Origin of the sequence: Komagataeibacter oboediens, assembly GCF_003207815.1 — a bacterium.
Taxonomy (GTDB): Bacteria; Pseudomonadota; Alphaproteobacteria; order Acetobacterales; family Acetobacteraceae; genus Komagataeibacter; species Komagataeibacter oboediens.
In genome coordinates this window covers 168,454-184,760 of the sequence record NZ_NKTX01000001.1, presented here as the reverse complement: position 1 = coordinate 184,760, position 16,307 = coordinate 168,454, and the positions used below count along the sequence as shown (strand labels likewise).

The window sequence follows — 16,307 nt, the reverse complement described above, 5'->3', positions numbered from 1 at the left end:
GCCGGGGCTGGGGCGGGATCAGCGTTCAGCGAACGCCTTTTCCACCACATAGGCGCCGGGGTTGGAATTATTCCCCTCGTCAAAGCCACGGTCCTGCAGCAGCTTTTCCGTATCGGCCAGCATTTCCGGCGAACCGCAGATCATGACGCGGTCATGTTCGGGGTCGAGTTCGGGGATATTAAGATCCCTGAAGATCTTGCCTGTCTCGATCAGTTTGGTGATGCGGTCGGTAACGGCGAATTCCTCACGGGTCACGGCCGGGTAATACAGCAGCTTGCCCTTCACGTCCTCGCCCAGGAATTCATGTTCGGGCAGTTCGTGGCGGATGTGGTTGGAATAGGCCAGTTCGCCCGAGATACGGACCGTGTGGCTCAGGATCACATGGTCGTAGCGTTCATAGCATTCCGGGTCCTTGATCAGGCTCATGAAGGGCGCAAGCCCCGTGCCCGTGGACAGGAAATACAGGTTGCGGCCTGGACGCAGGTTGTCCAGCAGCAGCGTGCCGACGGGCTTGCGACCGATCAGCACCTTGTCGCCCACCTTTACATGGCGCAGGCGCGAGGTCAGCGGGCCATCAGGCACGGCGATCGACAGGAATTCGAGGTGGTCCTCGTAATTCGCGCTGGCGATGCTGTAGGCACGCAGCAGCGGCTTGCCCTCGACCTCGATGCCGATCATCGTGAACTGACCGTTCTCGAAGCGCAGCGCCGGGTCGCGCGTGGTGGTGAAGCTGAACAGCCGGTCCGTCCAGTGATGGACCGACAGGACGGTTTCAGCATTCAGGTGGCTGTATTCCTTGGTCGGTTCGGCCAGGTGGAACACGCCTTCCTGACCGGCTACCGGGGCAAGGCCCGTCAGCATGGTTTCGGAAGTAGGCACAATCAACGTATCGGACATCTGGTTATCATTCTCCCGGCTGGGTATGACGCAGACACAGGATATCCTGAAACATGCGCCCGCCCACAGCTACATAAGCTTGAGTGCGGGCATGTTTAGGCCATCCACAGCGTGGAATTCCAGCACAAAACAAACATATCACGCGCTACAGGGAACAGATCTGCCGCATAATGTCCGTTCCGGTGCGCGCATGTCACGCCACACGCGTACGATGCGGGCCTCTATTCGATGATTTCGGGACCGGATGCAAGTAGGGAGTCCATTGTCGTCCGCGCACGGATGACGCACATAGTCAGGTATGACTTCTGAATTCCCCGACCGGGCCGCCCCTGCCCTGCTGGCGCTGGATGCGGCGATCGCCGCAACCGGGCTGCATGTTGAAACCCGCGAGCGCCCGAAGCTGGAGCGCGTGATCGCCCGCATGCTGCAACCCGGCGCGACACAGATAGATGACGCCGCGTTCCGTAGCGCGCTGTGCACCGTCCGGCGCAAGCCATGGGGGTCGCGCCTCATGGACCTGACGCGCCGCGCGGGACAGGTATGGGTCACGCGCGCGGATACCGAAGCCGCCGCCGTGAGCGTGGACGACCCCGAACCCGATGATGCCCGCCTGCTGTCGGCCCTTGCCCCCGTGCTGCGCGAAAAACTGCGCGCGCAGGGCGAAACGCCCCGCGCCGCAGTGGAAAACATCCGCGCCGACCTGTTTGACGGCACCGGCCGCACGCTGGCGCCTGCGGAACTGCGCACCCTGGCCGTGGCGGTGGCCGACGCCTTTGCCCTGCCGGATGCGGATGCCTTCGCCGCCGGACTGGAACGCGAGGATGCAAGCCGCAAGGACCGCGACACCCGGATCGAGGATACGGCACGTGCGCGCCGGCGTGAGGAAGTGCTGCGCCTGCGCGAATGGGAAAAAAGCCTTGTCCCCTTCAGCGACGTGCCCGGCCTGCTGCGCTGTCCGCACCGCGAGGCCCTGCGCTGGATCGCGGAAAACCGGCTGCCGGTCGCCCGTCGCGTGCCACAGGCGGATGGGCAGGAACGGTGGGAATTCGACCCCACCGAACTCATGGCCCTGCGCCAGCAGTTGCCCCAGTGGCGCAGGGAGGGACAGGACACCCCGTCGCGCACGCCGCTGGCCCCCGACCTTGGCAATCGCCGCGTGGGCAATGCCGTCATCGCGCAGGTCGCCGCCCTTGACCGCTATGCCGCCCATTTCCGCACCGCGCGCGCGCTCAACCGCCGCATCACGCTGGTGACGGGGCCGACCAACAGCGGCAAGTCGCATACCGCGCTTGATGCGCTGGCCCGCGCCGAAAGCGGCCTGGCGCTGGCACCCCTGCGTCTGCTGGCCCATGAATTCCGCGAGTCGCTGACCGCGCGCGGTGTGCCGACATCACTTGCCACCGGCGAAGAACGCATCGACGTGCCCGGCAGCCGCCATCTGGCCGCAACCGTGGAAATGTGCCCGCTGAACAATCCGGTTGACGTCGCCATCATTGATGAAGCCCAGATGCTGACCGACCCCGACCGGGGGGCGGCATGGACGGCGGCCATCATGGGTGCGCCTGCGCGGCACCTGTTCATTCTGGGCGCGCCCGACTGCATTCCCATGGTCCGGCGCATTGCCGAACTGTGTGGTGACCCGGTGGATGAAATCCGGCTGGAACGCAAAAGCCCGCTGGTCGCGGCTGAACGCTCGGTCAGCCTGCATGAACTGCAGAAGCATGACGCGCTGATCGCCTTTTCCCGGCGCGAGGTGCTGGACCTGCGCGCACTGCTGCTGGCGCAGGGCAAGCGGGTAGCGGTGGTGTATGGCGCGCTCAGCCCCGAAGTCCGCCGGGCGGAGGCCCAGCGTTTCAATGATGGCGACGCCGATATCCTGATCGCAACCGACGCCATCGGCATGGGGCTGAACCTGACCATCCGCCGCGTCGTCTTCGCAGCCCTGCGCAAATATGACGGCAACCAGACGCGCGACCTCAACCCGCAGGAAGTCAAGCAGATCGGCGGCCGCGCCGGGCGTTATGGCAAGCATGAACAGGGTGTCGTGGCCGTGCTGGAAGGGGTGGGCAGCCCGTCCTTCATCCACGCCATGCTGGCTGCCCCCCCGCAGCCGATCGAGGACATGCGCCCGCAGGTCCAGCCGGATGCCGACATCGTACAGGCCGTGGCGGCCGAAATCGGATCGGACAGCCTGTTTGGCGTGCTGGTGCGTATCCGCCGCGCGGTGTTGCGCCGTGATGACCCCAATTACCGTCTGGCCAATATGGAACAGGCCTTCGCCATTGCCACCGCGCTGGAAGGGGTTGCGGACCTGACGCTGGCGCAGCGCTGGGTTTACGCCATGTGCCCGGTGGATGACCGTGACAATGGCATCCAGCGCCTTGTCCACTGGGCGGCGGACCATGCGGCGGGCAATGCCGTGCCACCGCCGGGCACGGGCCGCCTGCCGCCCCCCGAACGGGCCGAACGCACGGAACTGGAACGGGCCGAAAAGCGCCACAAGCGACTGGTGGCCTGGCGGTGGCTGGCGCTGCGCTTTCCCGAAGCCTACATCAATCGCGAGGAGGCCGAGGCCACGACCGCACGCCTGAATGACTGGATCGAGGACGTGCTGCGCCAGCAGAGCATCCGCGCCCGCACGCCACGTACAACCCCCTTCAGCCCCGACAACCGCGCCAATCCGCCGGGACGCCGCAACCGTGAGGCACCGCCCAAAGGCAAGCGCCCGCACCGCAAGCGGCGGTAAGGGAGAGGCAGGAAGACAAACGTTTATGGATGCCGCCTTTTTCCAAAAAGGCGGTGTTCTTCGAAGCTTCTTGAAAAAAGCTTCACCAAAAACTTCAATTTGCAGGATGTCCTGTGGGCCGGTTATCTGCCCCAGGGCCATCCTGCGCATTGGCAGCCTGACAGCCGGCCGGTCAGGCAGGACAGTGATCCAGCATCGTGCCGATCGCATGCAGCCCGACAGGACGGGCGTGACCTGCACGCCCGCCCCATGGGGATCAGGCCGCGCGGATGACCTCGACACCACCCATATATGGACGCAGCACGTCGGGCACGGTGATGCTGCCATCCGCGTTCTGGTAATTTTCCATCACTGCGATCAGCGTGCGGCCTACAGCCAGGCCAGACCCGTTCAGGGTATGGACAAAGGCGGGCTTGCCTTCCGCCAGACGGTAGCGTGCGTTCATACGACGGGCCTGAAAATCGCGCGTGGTGGAACATGACGAGATTTCGCGCCATGCCTTCTGCCCCGGCAGCCAGGCCTCAAGGTCAAAGGTCTTTGCCGCGCCAAAACCGGTATCGCCCGCGCACAGCAGCATGCGGCGGTAAGGAATGCCCAGCTTTTCCAGCACCATTTCCGCACAGCGGGTCATGCGCTCATGCTCGGCGTCACTCTCCTCCGGTGTGGTGATGGAAACCATCTCCACCTTCTGGAACTGGTGCTGGCGCAGCATGCCGCGCGTGTCGCGGCCCGCGGCCCCGGCCTCGCTGCGGAAGCATGATGACAGGGCGACAAGACGGCGCGGCAGCACGGCACCCGGCAGGATCTGGCCCGCGACACTGGCTGTCAGCGGCACTTCAGCCGTGGGGATCAGCCAGCGGCCATCTTCGGTGCGGAAGGACTGGTCGGCGAATTTGGGCAGCTTGTCGGTGCCGTACATCGCATCGTTATTGACCAGGACGGGCACGGCGGTTTCCTCGTAGCCGTTTTCGCTGGTGTGCAGGTCCAGCATGAACTGGCCCAGCGCACGCTCCAGCCGCGCAAGCTGACCACGCAGCACCACGAACCGCGCGCCCGACAGGCGGGACGCAGTCTCGAAATCCATCATGCCCAGCGCTTCGCCCAGTTCGAAATGCTCACGCGGGGCAAAGGGGAATTCACGTGGCGTGCCGTTCTGGTGCACCTCCACGTTCGCGCTTTCATCGGCCCCTTCGGGCACGCCGGCGTCCAGGCGGTTGGGCAGGCGTTCCAGCGTGCCACGGATCTGGCTGTCCAGATCATCGGCGCGGGTCTGCAGTTCCTCCATCCGGGCCTTGGCACCAGCCACTTCCGCTTCCAGCGCGGAAGTGTCCGCGCCGGATTTGCGCATCATGCCGATTTCCTTGGAAATCTGCTTCCGTCGCGCCTGCAGTTCCTGCAATGCGGTTTCAGCCGCGCGGCGGTCATGATCCAGCAGCAGCAGCGCCTGCGCCACGGCAGGCTCGCCCCGCCGCTTCAGGTCGGCGTCAAAACCGTCGGGATCGGCGCGAAGCGCGCGCAGGTCGTGCATCAGGTAGTCTCCTCGGTGTCGTCTTCAGGCGGGTTGCGCGGCTCGACAAGGCGGGCGCAGAAAATGGAAACCTCGTACAGCCCGATCAGCGGCACGGCCAGACCGGTCTGGGTAATCACGTCGGGCGGCGTCAGGATGGCGGCGGCCACGAACGCGCCGACATAGGCATAGCGCCGCACCTTTGCCAGCCCCTTCGATGTCACCAGCCCCACCCGCGCCATGAGCGTCAGCACCACGGGCAGTTCAAACGCCATGCCGAACGCCAGGATCAGCTTCATGACCAGTGTCAGGTATTCCGACACCTTGGCCTGCAGTTCGATCTGCAGCCCGTCCTGCCCGTCCGCCGTCTGGAACGACAGGAAGAACTTCCACGCAGCGGGAAAGATGAAATAGTACGCCAGCGCCGCCCCCATGGCGAACATGATGGGCGTCGCGACCAGGAAGGGCGCGAATGCGCGTTTTTCGCTGCGGTACAGCCCGGGCGCTATGAATATCCACGCCTGCACCGCCACCATGGGAAACGACAGGCAGGCCGCACCGAAAAAGGCGACCTTCATATAGGTGAAGAAGGCTTCATACAGCGCGGTATAGATCAGGTGCGGCTGTTCCCCCTTCTGGCGCATGATGTCGCCCAGAGGCTTGGCCAGGAAGAAATAGATCTGTTCCGAATAATAGTAACAGACGGCAAAACACACCATGAACGTCACGATGGACCACAGCAGCCTGCGCCGCAGTTCCACCAGATGTTCGAGCAGCGGCATGGGCTGGTCGTTGATCGAATCCTGATTCAGGGTGTCGTCTCCTGCATCCATCGCGTTCTTATTCCCGCCCGTCGGCTGTGACGGAGACACGCTGCCCCCGGTGAATGACCCTGACCGGCGGCAGGAAGGCCGGCGGGGTCAGGTCTGGCAGTTCGGCCGCGATACGGCGCGCGACACGGGGCGGAAGAAAATCGGGCGCGCTGGCCAGCACCGCCGCATCCGCTTCCTTCGGCGCGGCAGTGGATAGCGGGGGAATGTAATGGCGCGAGGGAATCTTCTGTTCCGGCAGCACGTTCTCCATGGCGGGCGTGGCTGGAGGAGGGACGGGCGCCGTCCCCGTCAGCGTGGCGGGATCAAGCGAACGCCGCAGCGTGCCATCCCCGTCAATCGCCTTCATCAGCTTGTCGCGCACGTTCAGCCGCTTGAGCTGGCCAAGCTGGTCACGCGCTTCCGTCAGGTCTGCCTCACGCACCATTTCATCCACATGGGACTGGAATTCGGTGGCGAGGCCGCGCGCCTTCTTGATCAGGCCGGTCACCGTACGGATGGCGACAGGCATGTCCTTGGGCCCGATCAGCAGCAGGCCCACCACCCCGATCAGGGCAAATTCAGACCACGCGAAATCGAACATGACCACTTTCCTCCACCACCACGCACGCGCGGCACACCCGCACGCTACCGCCCGGCATCACGTCTCGCCCGTGCATGTCCTGCACACCTATCACGACGCGGACGGGTCAGGAACCTCGTCCGGCGCATCAGGGAGCGCATCGGGGGACACGGCGGTATCGGGCACATCCACCAGCAGTTCCTCGCGCCGTGGCAGATCGCCCAGGTCCTTCAGCCCGAAATGACGCAGGAAGCCCGATGATGTCCCCCACAGGATGGGCCGTCCCGGAACTTCCTTACGGCCCAGCGGCATGATCAGTTCCGCCTCCAGCAGGGTGTCCAGTACCTGCTGGCTCAGGCTGACGCCACGGATTTCCTCGATCTCGGCACGGGTGCAGGGCTGGTGATAGGCAATGATGGCCAGCGTTTCCATGGTCGATCGCGCAAGCCTGCGCGGGCGCGGCATGACGCGGGTCAGGCGCGGGGCAAGGTCGGGGGCGGTACGGAACTGCCATCCCCCCGCCACTTCCACCAGCACGACGCCACGCCCCGCATACTGCGCCGCCAGCGCCGCCAGCGTGGCGGCGACATAGGCATCCCGGTCGGCGGTATCATGCGGTATGCCCCCCTGCGCGCCCAGCACTTCGGCAATGGCCCGGGTGCTGAGCGGATCGGCACGGGCGAAGATCAGCGCCTCCACCAGCCGGAGCGAGAATTCCCGCACCTCGACCAGTGTCTCGACCGCTTCCCCTTCCGGCAGCAGCCCGGGCTGTCGCGTCTCGTTCATCAGGCCATGTCCCCTTCCGGTTCTGTTCCAGCGTCATGCGGCAGCCCCGCCCGTTCGCGTAGCCAGATACGGCCAAACTGTTCCGCCTGCTGGAGTTCGATCATCCCGCTGCGCGCCATTTCAAGGCCGGCCAGCAACGTGCCCGCCACGGCAGCGCGGCGGCCCGTCTGCACCATTGTTTCCGTCATGTCGGCCTGTAGCGGAATGTCGGGCACGAACCCGTCCAGTCCGCACCAGTCCGTCTTCAGGTCGGGCGTGCCCAGCATGCGCCGCAACCGCGCCAGCGCGTCCTGCACGGTCCAGAACCGCAGCACGCGCGGCTGATAGACGGATTTGCGCGCCCGCCTGCGCATGGCCGCCATATAGCCCCGCATAAGCTGCGGCACGTCAACCGCAAGACCCGAGCGGTCAATTTCCACCAGCGTTTCCGACTGCCCGCGTTCAAACACTTCCAACCCCAGCTGCGGACGTGCCGCCAGCCAGCGGCCAAGCTGGACCATCCGCTCCAGTTCCAGCAGGCGTTCATGCAGGAGGCTGGCTGCCTCCTCCGCGTCGGTTGCTTCCTCATCATCCTCGGGCAGCAGCAGGCGGGACTTGAGCCACGCCAGCCACGCCGCCATGACCAGCCAGTCCGCTGCCTGCTCCAGCCGGATGTCCCGCGCGGCGCGCACGACGGCCAGGTACTGCTCCACCAGTTGCAGGATGGAAATGCGCCACAGATCCACCTTCTGCGCCCGCGCCAGTTCCAGCAGCAGGTCCATCGGCCCGTCGAACCCTTCCAGATGCACGATCGGGGCGGTGGTGGGGGAAGCGGGCGGGGCGTTATCCCCGCTCACCCTCCCCTCCGCGGAACGGGAACGCAGGCCATGGCGGGATCAGGAATGGACCAGTTCGCACGCCAGGCTCTTTGCCCTGGCCTTTGCGCACAGACTGACCGCCTGCGCCTTCGCCAGCCCCTTGACGCGCAGGCGGTAGAAGGTCTTGCCGTTGCGTTCTGCCTTCACCACGGCAGGCTGGTACGGCCCGAACACATCGGGATAGCGGCTGGACAGCCGGGTCCAGCTTTTCAGTGCCGCTTCCTGCGTATCAAGGGCGGCAAGCTGCACGCCATACGTCCCTGTTCCCGTACTGGCCGCACGGGGCACCGGCGGCGGCAGGGCCGCGGGCTGAACGGGTTCGGCCTGCGGTTCCGGCGTCTCCGCCCGCTGCGGGGCGGCAGGCGGCGGCGCGGGCGTGACGGCCGGCGTCTCAGCCGCTGGTGGCGTGGCGGGGGGGGCAGACGGGGTTGCCTGCGCCGGGGCGGACGTGGGTTCCCCTTCACCGGTTACCTGTCCGTACTGGCGGGCCATGGCGTCGGGCTGCGGCTGTTCCGGCGGCGGGGACAGGCGCATTACGCCGCCATCCGCAGGCATACCGTCGCCTGCGCCCAGTATCTGCATCCCGCCCGGATCGGCGGGCTTGACGCGTACGGGGCCGGGGGGCGGCCCCAGGACGGGAATCCCGCCCTGGTGGTGACCGAACAGCGACCATCCGCCAATCGCCACGACCAGCACGCCACCCAGCCCCGCCGCGCCATAGACCAGCTTGCGCGTCAGCGGATCATCACCCAGCAGGCTGCTGCCCGCCACGCGCGACAGCAGGGCCCTGAAATCGAAACCACCACGACCCGCGCGGCGGGCGGGACGCGTATGCACGTCATCCGCCGGTTCCATGGGGGCGCCGGCCTTCAGGTCGGGATTGGAATCGGCCCCCATGCGCTCCCGCCCCCTGGGTGCGGCATAGGGATCGGGTGCGGGCGGGTTGTCGCCCCTGTTGTCAGGGGGGACGTTGGGGGGCGTGGTGTCAGGGCTCATCGCATCTCCTCGACCGGCTGTACGCCGAGCACTTTCATACCCGATCGCAGCACGGTTGCCGTGGCCTCGACAAGGGCAAGCTTCATGCGGGTGGCGGCGATATCATCTTCCTGCAGGAAACGCAGGGTCGTATCATCGCGCCCACGGTTCCACAGGGCATGGAAATCGGACGCCAGTTCATTGAGGTAGAACGCGATACGGTGCGGTTCGTGCGCGCTGGCCGCCGATTCGACCATGCGCGGCCACTGCGCCATGCGCTGCAGCAGCGCCAGTTCCGCATCCGACGTCAGGCCCGACAGGTCCACATCCGCCAGTTCCGCAGGCGCGATGCCCCCCGGAATCTTTCCTTCATTGACCATGGCCGCCGCCGACCGCAGGACGGAACAGCACCGCGCATGGGCGTACTGCACGTAGAAGACCGGGTTATCGCGGCTCTGCGCCACGACCTGATCCAGATCGAATTCCATCTGCGCGTCCGCCTTGCGGGTCAGCATGGTAAAGCGTACGGCGTCGCGCCCGACTTCATCAATCAGATCGCGCAGGGTGACGAAGGTGCCCGCACGCTTGGACATGCGCACCGGCTGCCCGTCGCGCACGATACGCACGATCTGGCACAGCAGCACATCCAGCACCGGCCGCCCGTCCGTCGCCAGCGCCGAAACCGCCGCCTTCATGCGGGTGACGTAGCCGCCGTGGTCCGCCCCCCATACATCCACCAGCACATCGGCGCCGCGGCGGATCTTATCGGCATGATAACCGATATCGTTGGCGAAATAGGTGTTCGACCCATCGGACTTGCGCAGCGGACGGTCCACGTCATCCCCGAACTCGGTGGAGCGGAACAGCGTCTGCGGCCGCGCTTCCCAGTCATCGGGCAGCTTGCCCTTGGGCGGTTCCAGAACGCCTTCGTAGATCAGGCCCTTCTTTTCCAGCTCCGCTATGGCGCGGTCGGTTTCCCCGTCGGCAAGGATCTTCGCCTCGCTGGTGAAGACATCATGATGCACGCCAAGGGCCGCCAGATCCTCGCGGATCATGGCCATCATGGTATCGACCGCCTCGCGCTTCACCGTCTCCAGCCATACGGCAGGATCGGCGGGCTTCAGGCCGGGGGCGGCCAGACGGTCGCCATGTTCGCGGGCCAGCGCCTCGCCCACCGGCACAAGATAGTCGCCGCCATACTGGATCGCGCCACCGGGCACGACAGCGGCGAATTCGTCCTCGGTCACGGTCGTGCCCAGCGCCTGCAGGTACCGCCAGTAGGTCGCCCATGCCAGGGCGATGACCTGCGCCCCGGCGTCGTTGATGTAATATTCCTTCGTGACGTCGTAGCCCGCCTTGATCAGCAGGTTGGCCAGCACGTCCCCCACCACGGCCCCACGGCAGTGGCCCACATGCATCGGCCCGGTGGGGTTGGCGGACACGTATTCCACATTCACCTTCACGCCACGTCCCGCGGTGCTGGTGCCGTAATCCTCACCCACCTTCAGGACGTTGCGCGCCACGTCCTGCCACACGGCGGGCGCCAGACGCATGTTGACGAAACCGGGGCCCGCCACTTCCGCATGTGCGATGCCGGGCACATCCGCCAGCGCCGCCACCAGTTCACCCGCGATCTCCGCCGGGCGGCGCCGTGCCGCCTTGGACACGACCAGCGCCGCATTGGTCGCCAGGTCGCCATGGGCCGGGTCACGGGTGGGGGTGACCTCCACCCGGTCCAGCAGCGCAGGCGGCAGGTCGGGCACGATCCGGCCCAGTGCTGCGCGCACATGCGTAAGGTAACGGACGAACAGACTGTCTGACATGCGGCACGGTTTCCCAACAAAAACAGTAAACGGACCCTCAGGCCCGGCAGGACGGGCCTGCCGTGATACCAGAACGGCAGGCAATCGGATAAATGCGATGGGCGTGTTTCACCCCGGCGAGGACAGGTCCGTCAACCGTCGATATTCTTCCATCGCACAGCGATCGGTCATCCCGGCAATATAATCCGCCACCACGCGGCATGCACCTGCCCTGTCACCACCATCGCGCGCGGCAAGTGCCGGCTCCCGCGTACCATCGGGCAGCAGGGTCATGTTTTCCGACAGGATGGCGAAAATCGATTCGACCGTCAGCCGCGCCTTGCGCGTCATGCGGTTGACCCGCCAGTGCCGGTACAGCCGCGCATACAGGAATTTGCGGATTTCCAGATTGGCGGCGGCAATTTCCGGGCTGTATGCCACCACGGGACGGGCGGCGTGGCGGATGTCATCGGAACAGGTCGGGGTCAGGCATTCAAGGTTGCGCTGGGTCTGGCCGATCAGGTCCATGGCCAGCGTGTTGATCACGCGCCGGATGGTTTCATGCCGCAGGCGGGGATCGTTATTGCCGGCATGGCAGCCAGCCTGCTGCTGTGCTGCGCGCGCATCCGCCAGCGCCTCACGCACGACGGGCAGGGTTTCCAGATCCTCGATATGCAGCAGGCCCGCGCGCAGGCCGTCATCAAGGTCGTGGGCGTGGTAGGCGATATCATCGGACAGGGCCGCGACCTGTGCCTCCGCCGAGGCATAGCTGCCCAGTTCCAGACCGTGCCGGGCGGCGTAATCCGCCACATAGGGCGTGGGATGGTCCACCGGTCCGTTATGCTTGGCCAGCCCCTCGAGCATTTCCCATGTCAGGTTCAGGCCATCAAAGGCGAAATACCGCCGTTCCAGCAACGTCACCAGCCGCAGGGACTGCGTGTTGTGGTCGAACCCGCCCCATGGCTTCATGGCAGTGGACAGCGCTTCTTCCCCCGCATGGCCAAAGGGGGTGTGGCCAAGGTCATGGGCCAGCGCCAGGCCCTCGGTCAGGTCTTCCTCCAGCCCCAGCCTGCGCGCGATGGAGCGGGCGACCTGCGCCACTTCCAGCGAATGGGTCAGGCGGGTGCGAAAAAAATCGCCTTCATGGTTGAGGAAGACCTGCGTCTTGTACTGCAGCGTGCGAAACCCCGCCGAATGCAGCACCCGGTCGCGGTCGCGCTGCCACGGGCTGCGGGTCGGGGCCTCGGCTTCGGGATAGAGCCTGCCACGGGCCGTGGCGGTCTGGACAGCATAGGGTGCAGTGCTCATATAAGGTCAGGATCCAGCCATGGATGGAACGGCACGTGATGATGCCGCCGCCCATCCATAACCCGCGCGCCGCCCGTGGCCAACATGGTCCCTCAGGGTTGCGTGCCATTGATCATGGTGAAACCCGATGTCCATGCCCCCCACCCCGTCCACCGACAGCTTCCGCGTATCGGACGCGGCGGCCCGCCGCCTGCGTGAAATACTGGATGAACAGCCTGCCTCGCCCACCGGGGAACCCGCGCTGCGGGTATCGGTCGAGGCCGGGGGGTGCAACGGGTTCCAGTACAAATTCGCGCTGGATCATGAAAGCCGGCCTGATGATATCGTGATCCCGGCCGGAACGGTCCGCGTGGTGGTCGATCCGGCCAGCATGGACCTGCTGAGCGGGGCTGAACTGCATTTTGATGACAGCCTGATGGGCGCGCACTTTACCGTGCGCAATCCCAATGCCGCGTCATCATGCGGATGTGGCACGAGCTTTTCGGTCGAATGATGAAATTCGCCACCTGGAACGTCAATTCCATCCGCCAGCGTCAGGACCATGTGCTGGACTATCTGGCCCGCGAGCAGCCCGACGTGCTGGCGCTGCAGGAAATCAAGTGCCAGACCGAGGTCTTTCCCGTCGATGTGTTCAAGACAGCGGGCTACGACAGCATCGTGGTGGGACAGAAAAGCTATAACGGCGTCGCCATCCTGACCCGTCACGCGCATGACATCACGCATACCGCCCTGCCCGGCTGGGAAACCGACCCGGCACAGGCACGCTATGTGGAAATCCGCAGCTGCGGGCTGGTGTTTGGCAACCTGTACCTGCCCAACGGCAATTCCGGCGGCAGTGCTGGCTACGACTCCAAGCTGGCGTTCATGGAGGCGCTGGCGCTCCACGCACATGGCATGCTGCAGGCCGGACAGGATTTTGTCCTGCTGGGCGATTACAACGTCTGCCCCACCGATGAGGACTGCGCCCCCGGCGCACTGTCCCCCGATGACGCCCTGGTCCGCCCGCAGAGCCGCGCCGCCTTCCGCCGCCTGCTCTGGCTGGGGCTGACCGATGCGCTGCGTGCGCTGCACCCTGTGGGGCGGTTCTATACATTCTGGGATTATCAGGCGGCGGCATGGCAACGCGACAGCGGTCTGCGCATCGACCATGCCCTGCTATCCCCCCGCGTGGCCGAACGGCTGCTGACAGCCCTGCCTGCCCGTGACGAACGGGGCAAACCGCAGCCATCCGACCATGTGCCGATGGTGGTTACGCTGGCGGATGCGACGGGCTGACACCACCATGCCCCGGTGCCACACCGGGCACCGGGCAGTGGTCGGGCACCGGCAGCAGCCGGAATTCGCGCAATGTGCCCGACATGCGAAACTGCCCGAAATCCATGTCAACCCGGTCGGCTACGCCATTGCTGAAATAGCGCATGCCCGTCTCGAACACCGGGGTCATGTCACGGGTGGTGGGATTGTAATAGGCGACATGCACCCGCTGCGCCGCAAGCGTGGCAAGGGCGGGGAACATACCCGCCACCGGCTGCGTATCGCGCCCCAGCAGCAGCACATAGGTCCCCAGCGCCCCGGTATCCACCGTGCCGTCAAACAGGAAAGGCGCGATCTGTCCCCGCCCGTCCTGTCCTGCCTGAATGATTGCCGCCGTATGCGCAACGGGAAACAGCGTCCCGGCAGGCAGTGTCACGTCATGGGCCACGGGGGCGGTGTAATGCACCTTCCCACCGGTAGGGCGCATATGGGCCTCCCCCGCGATACGGGGGGCGGGCTGTCCGTTTTCCGTCTGGTCGGCACGGAACACGAGGGATGAACCGTCCTTTTCCTCCAGCACGGCATAATCCGAATCACTGACCGATTCCGCCCCGTCACGCCCCACGGTGCGCAGATGAAGCTGCTGCTGCGAGGACCATTCCGAACACATGTCAGACAGGACGAAGGTCAGCCTGCCCTCCGCCGTGACAACGTCGCCGCCACTGACCGCCACCAGCGTCAGGTCATAGACCGCACGGTGCGCAGCCATGGCCGGGGCCGCCTGCACCGGCATGCTGCGCCACAGGCACGCCAGCGTCATGCCCACCATCACGCACCGCCCCACCGGCACCCCGTGCTGCGCGGCACGGGGCATCGGGGCGGCAGGTGCATCGGCTGGCATCACGCCACTCAGTTCTTGGCCTGGCCGGGCTTGGGGCGCGACAGGTCGAGGGCGAGCGAGAGTTCCTTCAGCCGCTGCGGCTCGACCGGCGCGGGCGCACCCATCATCAGATCCTCGCCCTGCTGGTTGAGCGGGAACAGGATCACCTCGCGGATGTTCGGCTCATCCGCCAGCAGCATCACGATACGGTCCACGCCCGGGGCCGAGCCGCCATGCGGCGGCGCGCCATAACGGAAGGCGTTAAGCATGCCGCCGAAGCGGGCCTCGACCTCGCCTGCCGGATAGCCCGCGATCTCGAAAGCGCGGATCATCACGTCGGGCTGGTGGTTACGGATCGCGCCTGAGGACAGTTCGATCCCGTTACACACGATATCGTACTGGAAGGCCTTGATGGTCAGCGGGTCCTGGTTCTGCAGCGCATCCATGCCACCCTGCGGCATGGAGAACGGGTTGTGGGAGAAATCGATCTCACCCGTTTCCTCGTTGCGCTCGTACATCGGGAAATCCGTAATCCAGCAGAAGCGGAAGGCGTTCTGTTCGATCAGGTCCAGTTCGGTCGCGACGCGCGTGCGCACGGCGCCCGAGAACTTGACCATTTCATCACCCTTGCCGGCCACGAAGAACACGGCATCCCCCGCCTTCAGACCCGTTTTCGCACGGATGGCCTCGATCCGGTCGGCCTCGAGGTTCTTGGCGATCGGACCCTTGCCACCTTCTTCGGCGAAGATGATGTAGCCCAGACCACCAGCGCCGGATTCGCGCGCCCAGTTATTCAGCTTGTCAAAGAACGCACGCGGGCGGTCACCTGCGCCGGGGGCGGGAATGGCACGAACCTGCCCGCCATCGGCTGCGATACGCGCAAACAGGCCGAAGCCGGAACCGGCGAAGGCGTCGGTCACGTCCGACAGCTTCAGCGGGTTACGCAGGTCGGGCTTGTCGCTGCCATAGACTTCCATGGCCGTGGCGTAGGGAATCCGCTCGAACGGCCCTTCGCTTACAATGCGGCCACCGCCGAATTCGCGGAACACGCCTTCCATCACCGGCTCAAGGGTTGCGAACACGTCTTCCTGTGTCGCGAACGCCATTTCGAAATCAAGCTGGTAGAACTCACCGGGGGAACGGTCGGCACGAGCGGCTTCGTCGCGGAAGCACGGTGCAATCTGGAAATACCGGTCAAAGCCGGCGACCATCGCCAGCTGCTTGAACTGCTGCGGGGCCTGCGGCAGGGCATAGAACTTGCCCGGATGCATGCGCGCGGGCACGAGGAAGTCGCGCGCGCCCTCGGGCGAGGACGCGGTCAGGATCGGGGTCTGGAATTCCACGAAGCCCAGATCCGTCATCCGCCTGCGCAGGCTGGCAATCACCTGCGCGCGCAGCATGATGTTGCGATGCACCTTCTCACGCCGCAGGTCGATGTAGCGGTAGGTCAGGCGCAGGTCCTCGGGGTAATGTTCGTTGCCCGCCACCTGCAGCGGCAGTACGTCGGCGCTGGACTGGACCTCGATCTCACGCGCGCGCAGTTCGATCTCACCGGTGGGCAGGTTCGGGTTCTTGGTCGCGCCATCACGCAGCACGACTTCGCCCGTGACCGTCAGCACGCTTTCCACGCGTACGCGTTCCGCCGTTTCCAGCACGGGGGAACCCGCGGGGATCACAATCTGCGTCATGCCGAAATGGTCACGCAGGTCAATGAACAGCAGGCCGCCATGATCGCGCTTGGAGTGTACCCATCCGGAAAGGCGGGCCGTCTGCCCGGCGTCGGCTGCCCGCAGGGCCGCACAGCTATGGGTACGATAGGGATGCATGATCTTGTCCTGATTCTACCAGATTTTGGGGGATGCGCCCTGAAGGGACCACACCCGGTTGCAGGCGCGACAAAGCC

The 16,307-nt window shown here is 65.5% G+C and carries 14 protein-coding genes; 3 read left to right on the top strand and 11 right to left on the bottom strand.

Translation table 11 applies throughout. The features are described from left to right. Positions 1–18 precede the first annotated feature (18 nt). The gene (locus CFR80_RS00795) at positions 19–897 is read right to left on the bottom strand and encodes a ferredoxin--NADP reductase (RefSeq protein WP_010515614.1); all 879 of its coding nucleotides are present in this window, start codon (positions 895–897) and stop codon (positions 19–21) included. 298 nt (positions 898–1,195) lie between these two features. Between CFR80_RS00795 and CFR80_RS00790 the strand changes: the two genes are divergently transcribed. Further along, a complete protein-coding gene (locus CFR80_RS00790) occupies positions 1,196–3,643 on the top strand; it encodes a helicase-related protein (protein ID WP_110507019.1) in 2,448 nt (815 codons plus the stop codon). A gap of 256 nt (positions 3,644–3,899) precedes the next feature. Here the strand turns inward: CFR80_RS00790 and serS are convergent, their stop codons facing one another. From serS to CFR80_RS00750, 8 genes are all read right to left on the bottom strand, one after another. Further along, on the bottom strand, positions 3,900–5,171 hold the full coding sequence (serS, locus tag CFR80_RS00785; RefSeq protein WP_010515610.1) for a serine--tRNA ligase: 1,272 nt from the start codon (positions 5,169–5,171) through the stop codon (positions 3,900–3,902). Then, positions 5,171–5,983 carry a twin-arginine translocase subunit TatC gene (gene tatC, locus CFR80_RS00780; RefSeq protein ID WP_010515609.1) on the bottom strand — a complete coding sequence of 271 codons (813 nt, stop codon included), beginning with the start codon at positions 5,981–5,983 and terminating at the stop codon, positions 5,171–5,173. Before tatC ends, serS begins: the two co-directional genes overlap by 1 nt. A gap of 7 nt (positions 5,984–5,990) precedes the next feature. Next, positions 5,991–6,563, bottom strand: coding sequence for a Sec-independent protein translocase protein TatB (gene tatB / locus CFR80_RS00775; RefSeq protein WP_010515608.1), 573 nt, complete (start codon positions 6,561–6,563; stop codon positions 5,991–5,993). A gap of 90 nt (positions 6,564–6,653) precedes the next feature. Next, a complete protein-coding gene (scpB, locus tag CFR80_RS00770) occupies positions 6,654–7,328 on the bottom strand; it encodes an SMC-Scp complex subunit ScpB (RefSeq protein ID WP_010515607.1) in 675 nt (224 codons plus the stop codon). Further along, on the bottom strand, positions 7,328–8,164 hold the full coding sequence (locus tag CFR80_RS00765; protein WP_010515606.1) for a segregation and condensation protein A: 837 nt from the start codon (positions 8,162–8,164) through the stop codon (positions 7,328–7,330). The genes scpB and CFR80_RS00765 overlap by 1 nt, the downstream gene beginning before the upstream one ends. A 39-nt stretch (positions 8,165–8,203) precedes the next feature. Further along, entirely contained in the window at positions 8,204–9,181 is a 978-nt protein-coding gene (locus tag CFR80_RS00760) for an SPOR domain-containing protein (protein ID WP_010515605.1), read from the bottom strand. After that, entirely contained in the window at positions 9,178–10,983 is a 1,806-nt protein-coding gene (gene argS / locus CFR80_RS00755) for an arginine--tRNA ligase (protein WP_010515604.1), read from the bottom strand. Before argS ends, CFR80_RS00760 begins: the two co-directional genes overlap by 4 nt. Positions 10,984–11,091: 108 nt before the next feature. Continuing rightward, positions 11,092–12,270, bottom strand: a complete 1,179-nt coding sequence (locus CFR80_RS00750; protein WP_010515603.1) for a deoxyguanosinetriphosphate triphosphohydrolase — start codon at positions 12,268–12,270, stop codon at positions 11,092–11,094. A 127-nt stretch (positions 12,271–12,397) separates the two neighbouring features. On the opposite strand from CFR80_RS00750, the gene CFR80_RS00745 reads away from it, so the two are divergent. Then, positions 12,398–12,763 carry a HesB/IscA family protein gene (locus CFR80_RS00745; protein ID WP_010515602.1) on the top strand — a complete coding sequence of 122 codons (366 nt, stop codon included), beginning with the start codon at positions 12,398–12,400 and terminating at the stop codon, positions 12,761–12,763. After that, complete coding sequence (locus CFR80_RS00740) at positions 12,760–13,545, top strand: exodeoxyribonuclease III (RefSeq protein WP_010515601.1); 786 nt, start codon at positions 12,760–12,762, stop codon at positions 13,543–13,545. The genes CFR80_RS00745 and CFR80_RS00740 overlap by 4 nt, the downstream gene beginning before the upstream one ends. On the opposite strand, the gene CFR80_RS00735 is transcribed toward CFR80_RS00740, so the two are convergent. Both CFR80_RS00735 and aspS read right to left on the bottom strand, forming a co-directional pair. Then, positions 13,520–14,425 (bottom strand): EipB family protein, encoded by a 906-nt coding sequence (locus CFR80_RS00735; RefSeq protein WP_110507018.1) that lies wholly within the window; start codon positions 14,423–14,425, stop codon positions 13,520–13,522. The two genes, CFR80_RS00740 and CFR80_RS00735, sit on opposite strands and share 26 nt — an antisense overlap. A gap of 8 nt (positions 14,426–14,433) precedes the next feature. Further along, positions 14,434–16,230, bottom strand: coding sequence for an aspartate--tRNA ligase (gene aspS / locus CFR80_RS00730; RefSeq protein WP_110507017.1), 1,797 nt, complete (start codon positions 16,228–16,230; stop codon positions 14,434–14,436). Positions 16,231–16,307: the final 77 nt, after the last annotated feature.

Bases quoted from the DNA above. Each gene is read 5' to 3' on its own strand.
- serS (WP_010515610.1), bottom strand. From the start codon at position 5,171: ATGCACGACCTGCGCGCGCTTCGCGCCGATCCCGACGGTTTTGACGCC.
- scpB (WP_010515607.1), bottom strand. From the start codon at position 7,328: ATGAACGAGACGCGACAGCCCGGGCTGCTGCCGGAAGGGGAAGCGGTC.
- argS (WP_010515604.1), bottom strand. From the start codon at position 10,983: ATGTCAGACAGTCTGTTCGTCCGTTACCTTACGCATGTGCGCGCAGCA.
- CFR80_RS00740 (WP_010515601.1), top strand. From the start codon at position 12,760: ATGATGAAATTCGCCACCTGGAACGTCAATTCCATCCGCCAGCGTCAG.
- CFR80_RS00790 (WP_110507019.1), top strand. From the start codon at position 1,196: ATGACTTCTGAATTCCCCGACCGGGCCGCCCCTGCCCTGCTGGCGCTG.
- tatC (WP_010515609.1), bottom strand. From the start codon at position 5,983: ATGGATGCAGGAGACGACACCCTGAATCAGGATTCGATCAACGACCAG.
- CFR80_RS00745 (WP_010515602.1), top strand. From the start codon at position 12,398: ATGTCCATGCCCCCCACCCCGTCCACCGACAGCTTCCGCGTATCGGAC.
- CFR80_RS00735 (WP_110507018.1), bottom strand. From the start codon at position 14,425: ATGCCAGCCGATGCACCTGCCGCCCCGATGCCCCGTGCCGCGCAGCAC.
- aspS (WP_110507017.1), bottom strand. From the start codon at position 16,230: ATGCATCCCTATCGTACCCATAGCTGTGCGGCCCTGCGGGCAGCCGAC.
- CFR80_RS00795 (WP_010515614.1), bottom strand. From the start codon at position 897: ATGTCCGATACGTTGATTGTGCCTACTTCCGAAACCATGCTGACGGGC.
- CFR80_RS00750 (WP_010515603.1), bottom strand. From the start codon at position 12,270: ATGAGCACTGCACCCTATGCTGTCCAGACCGCCACGGCCCGTGGCAGG.
- CFR80_RS00760 (WP_010515605.1), bottom strand. From the start codon at position 9,181: ATGAGCCCTGACACCACGCCCCCCAACGTCCCCCCTGACAACAGGGGC.
- tatB (WP_010515608.1), bottom strand. From the start codon at position 6,563: ATGTTCGATTTCGCGTGGTCTGAATTTGCCCTGATCGGGGTGGTGGGC.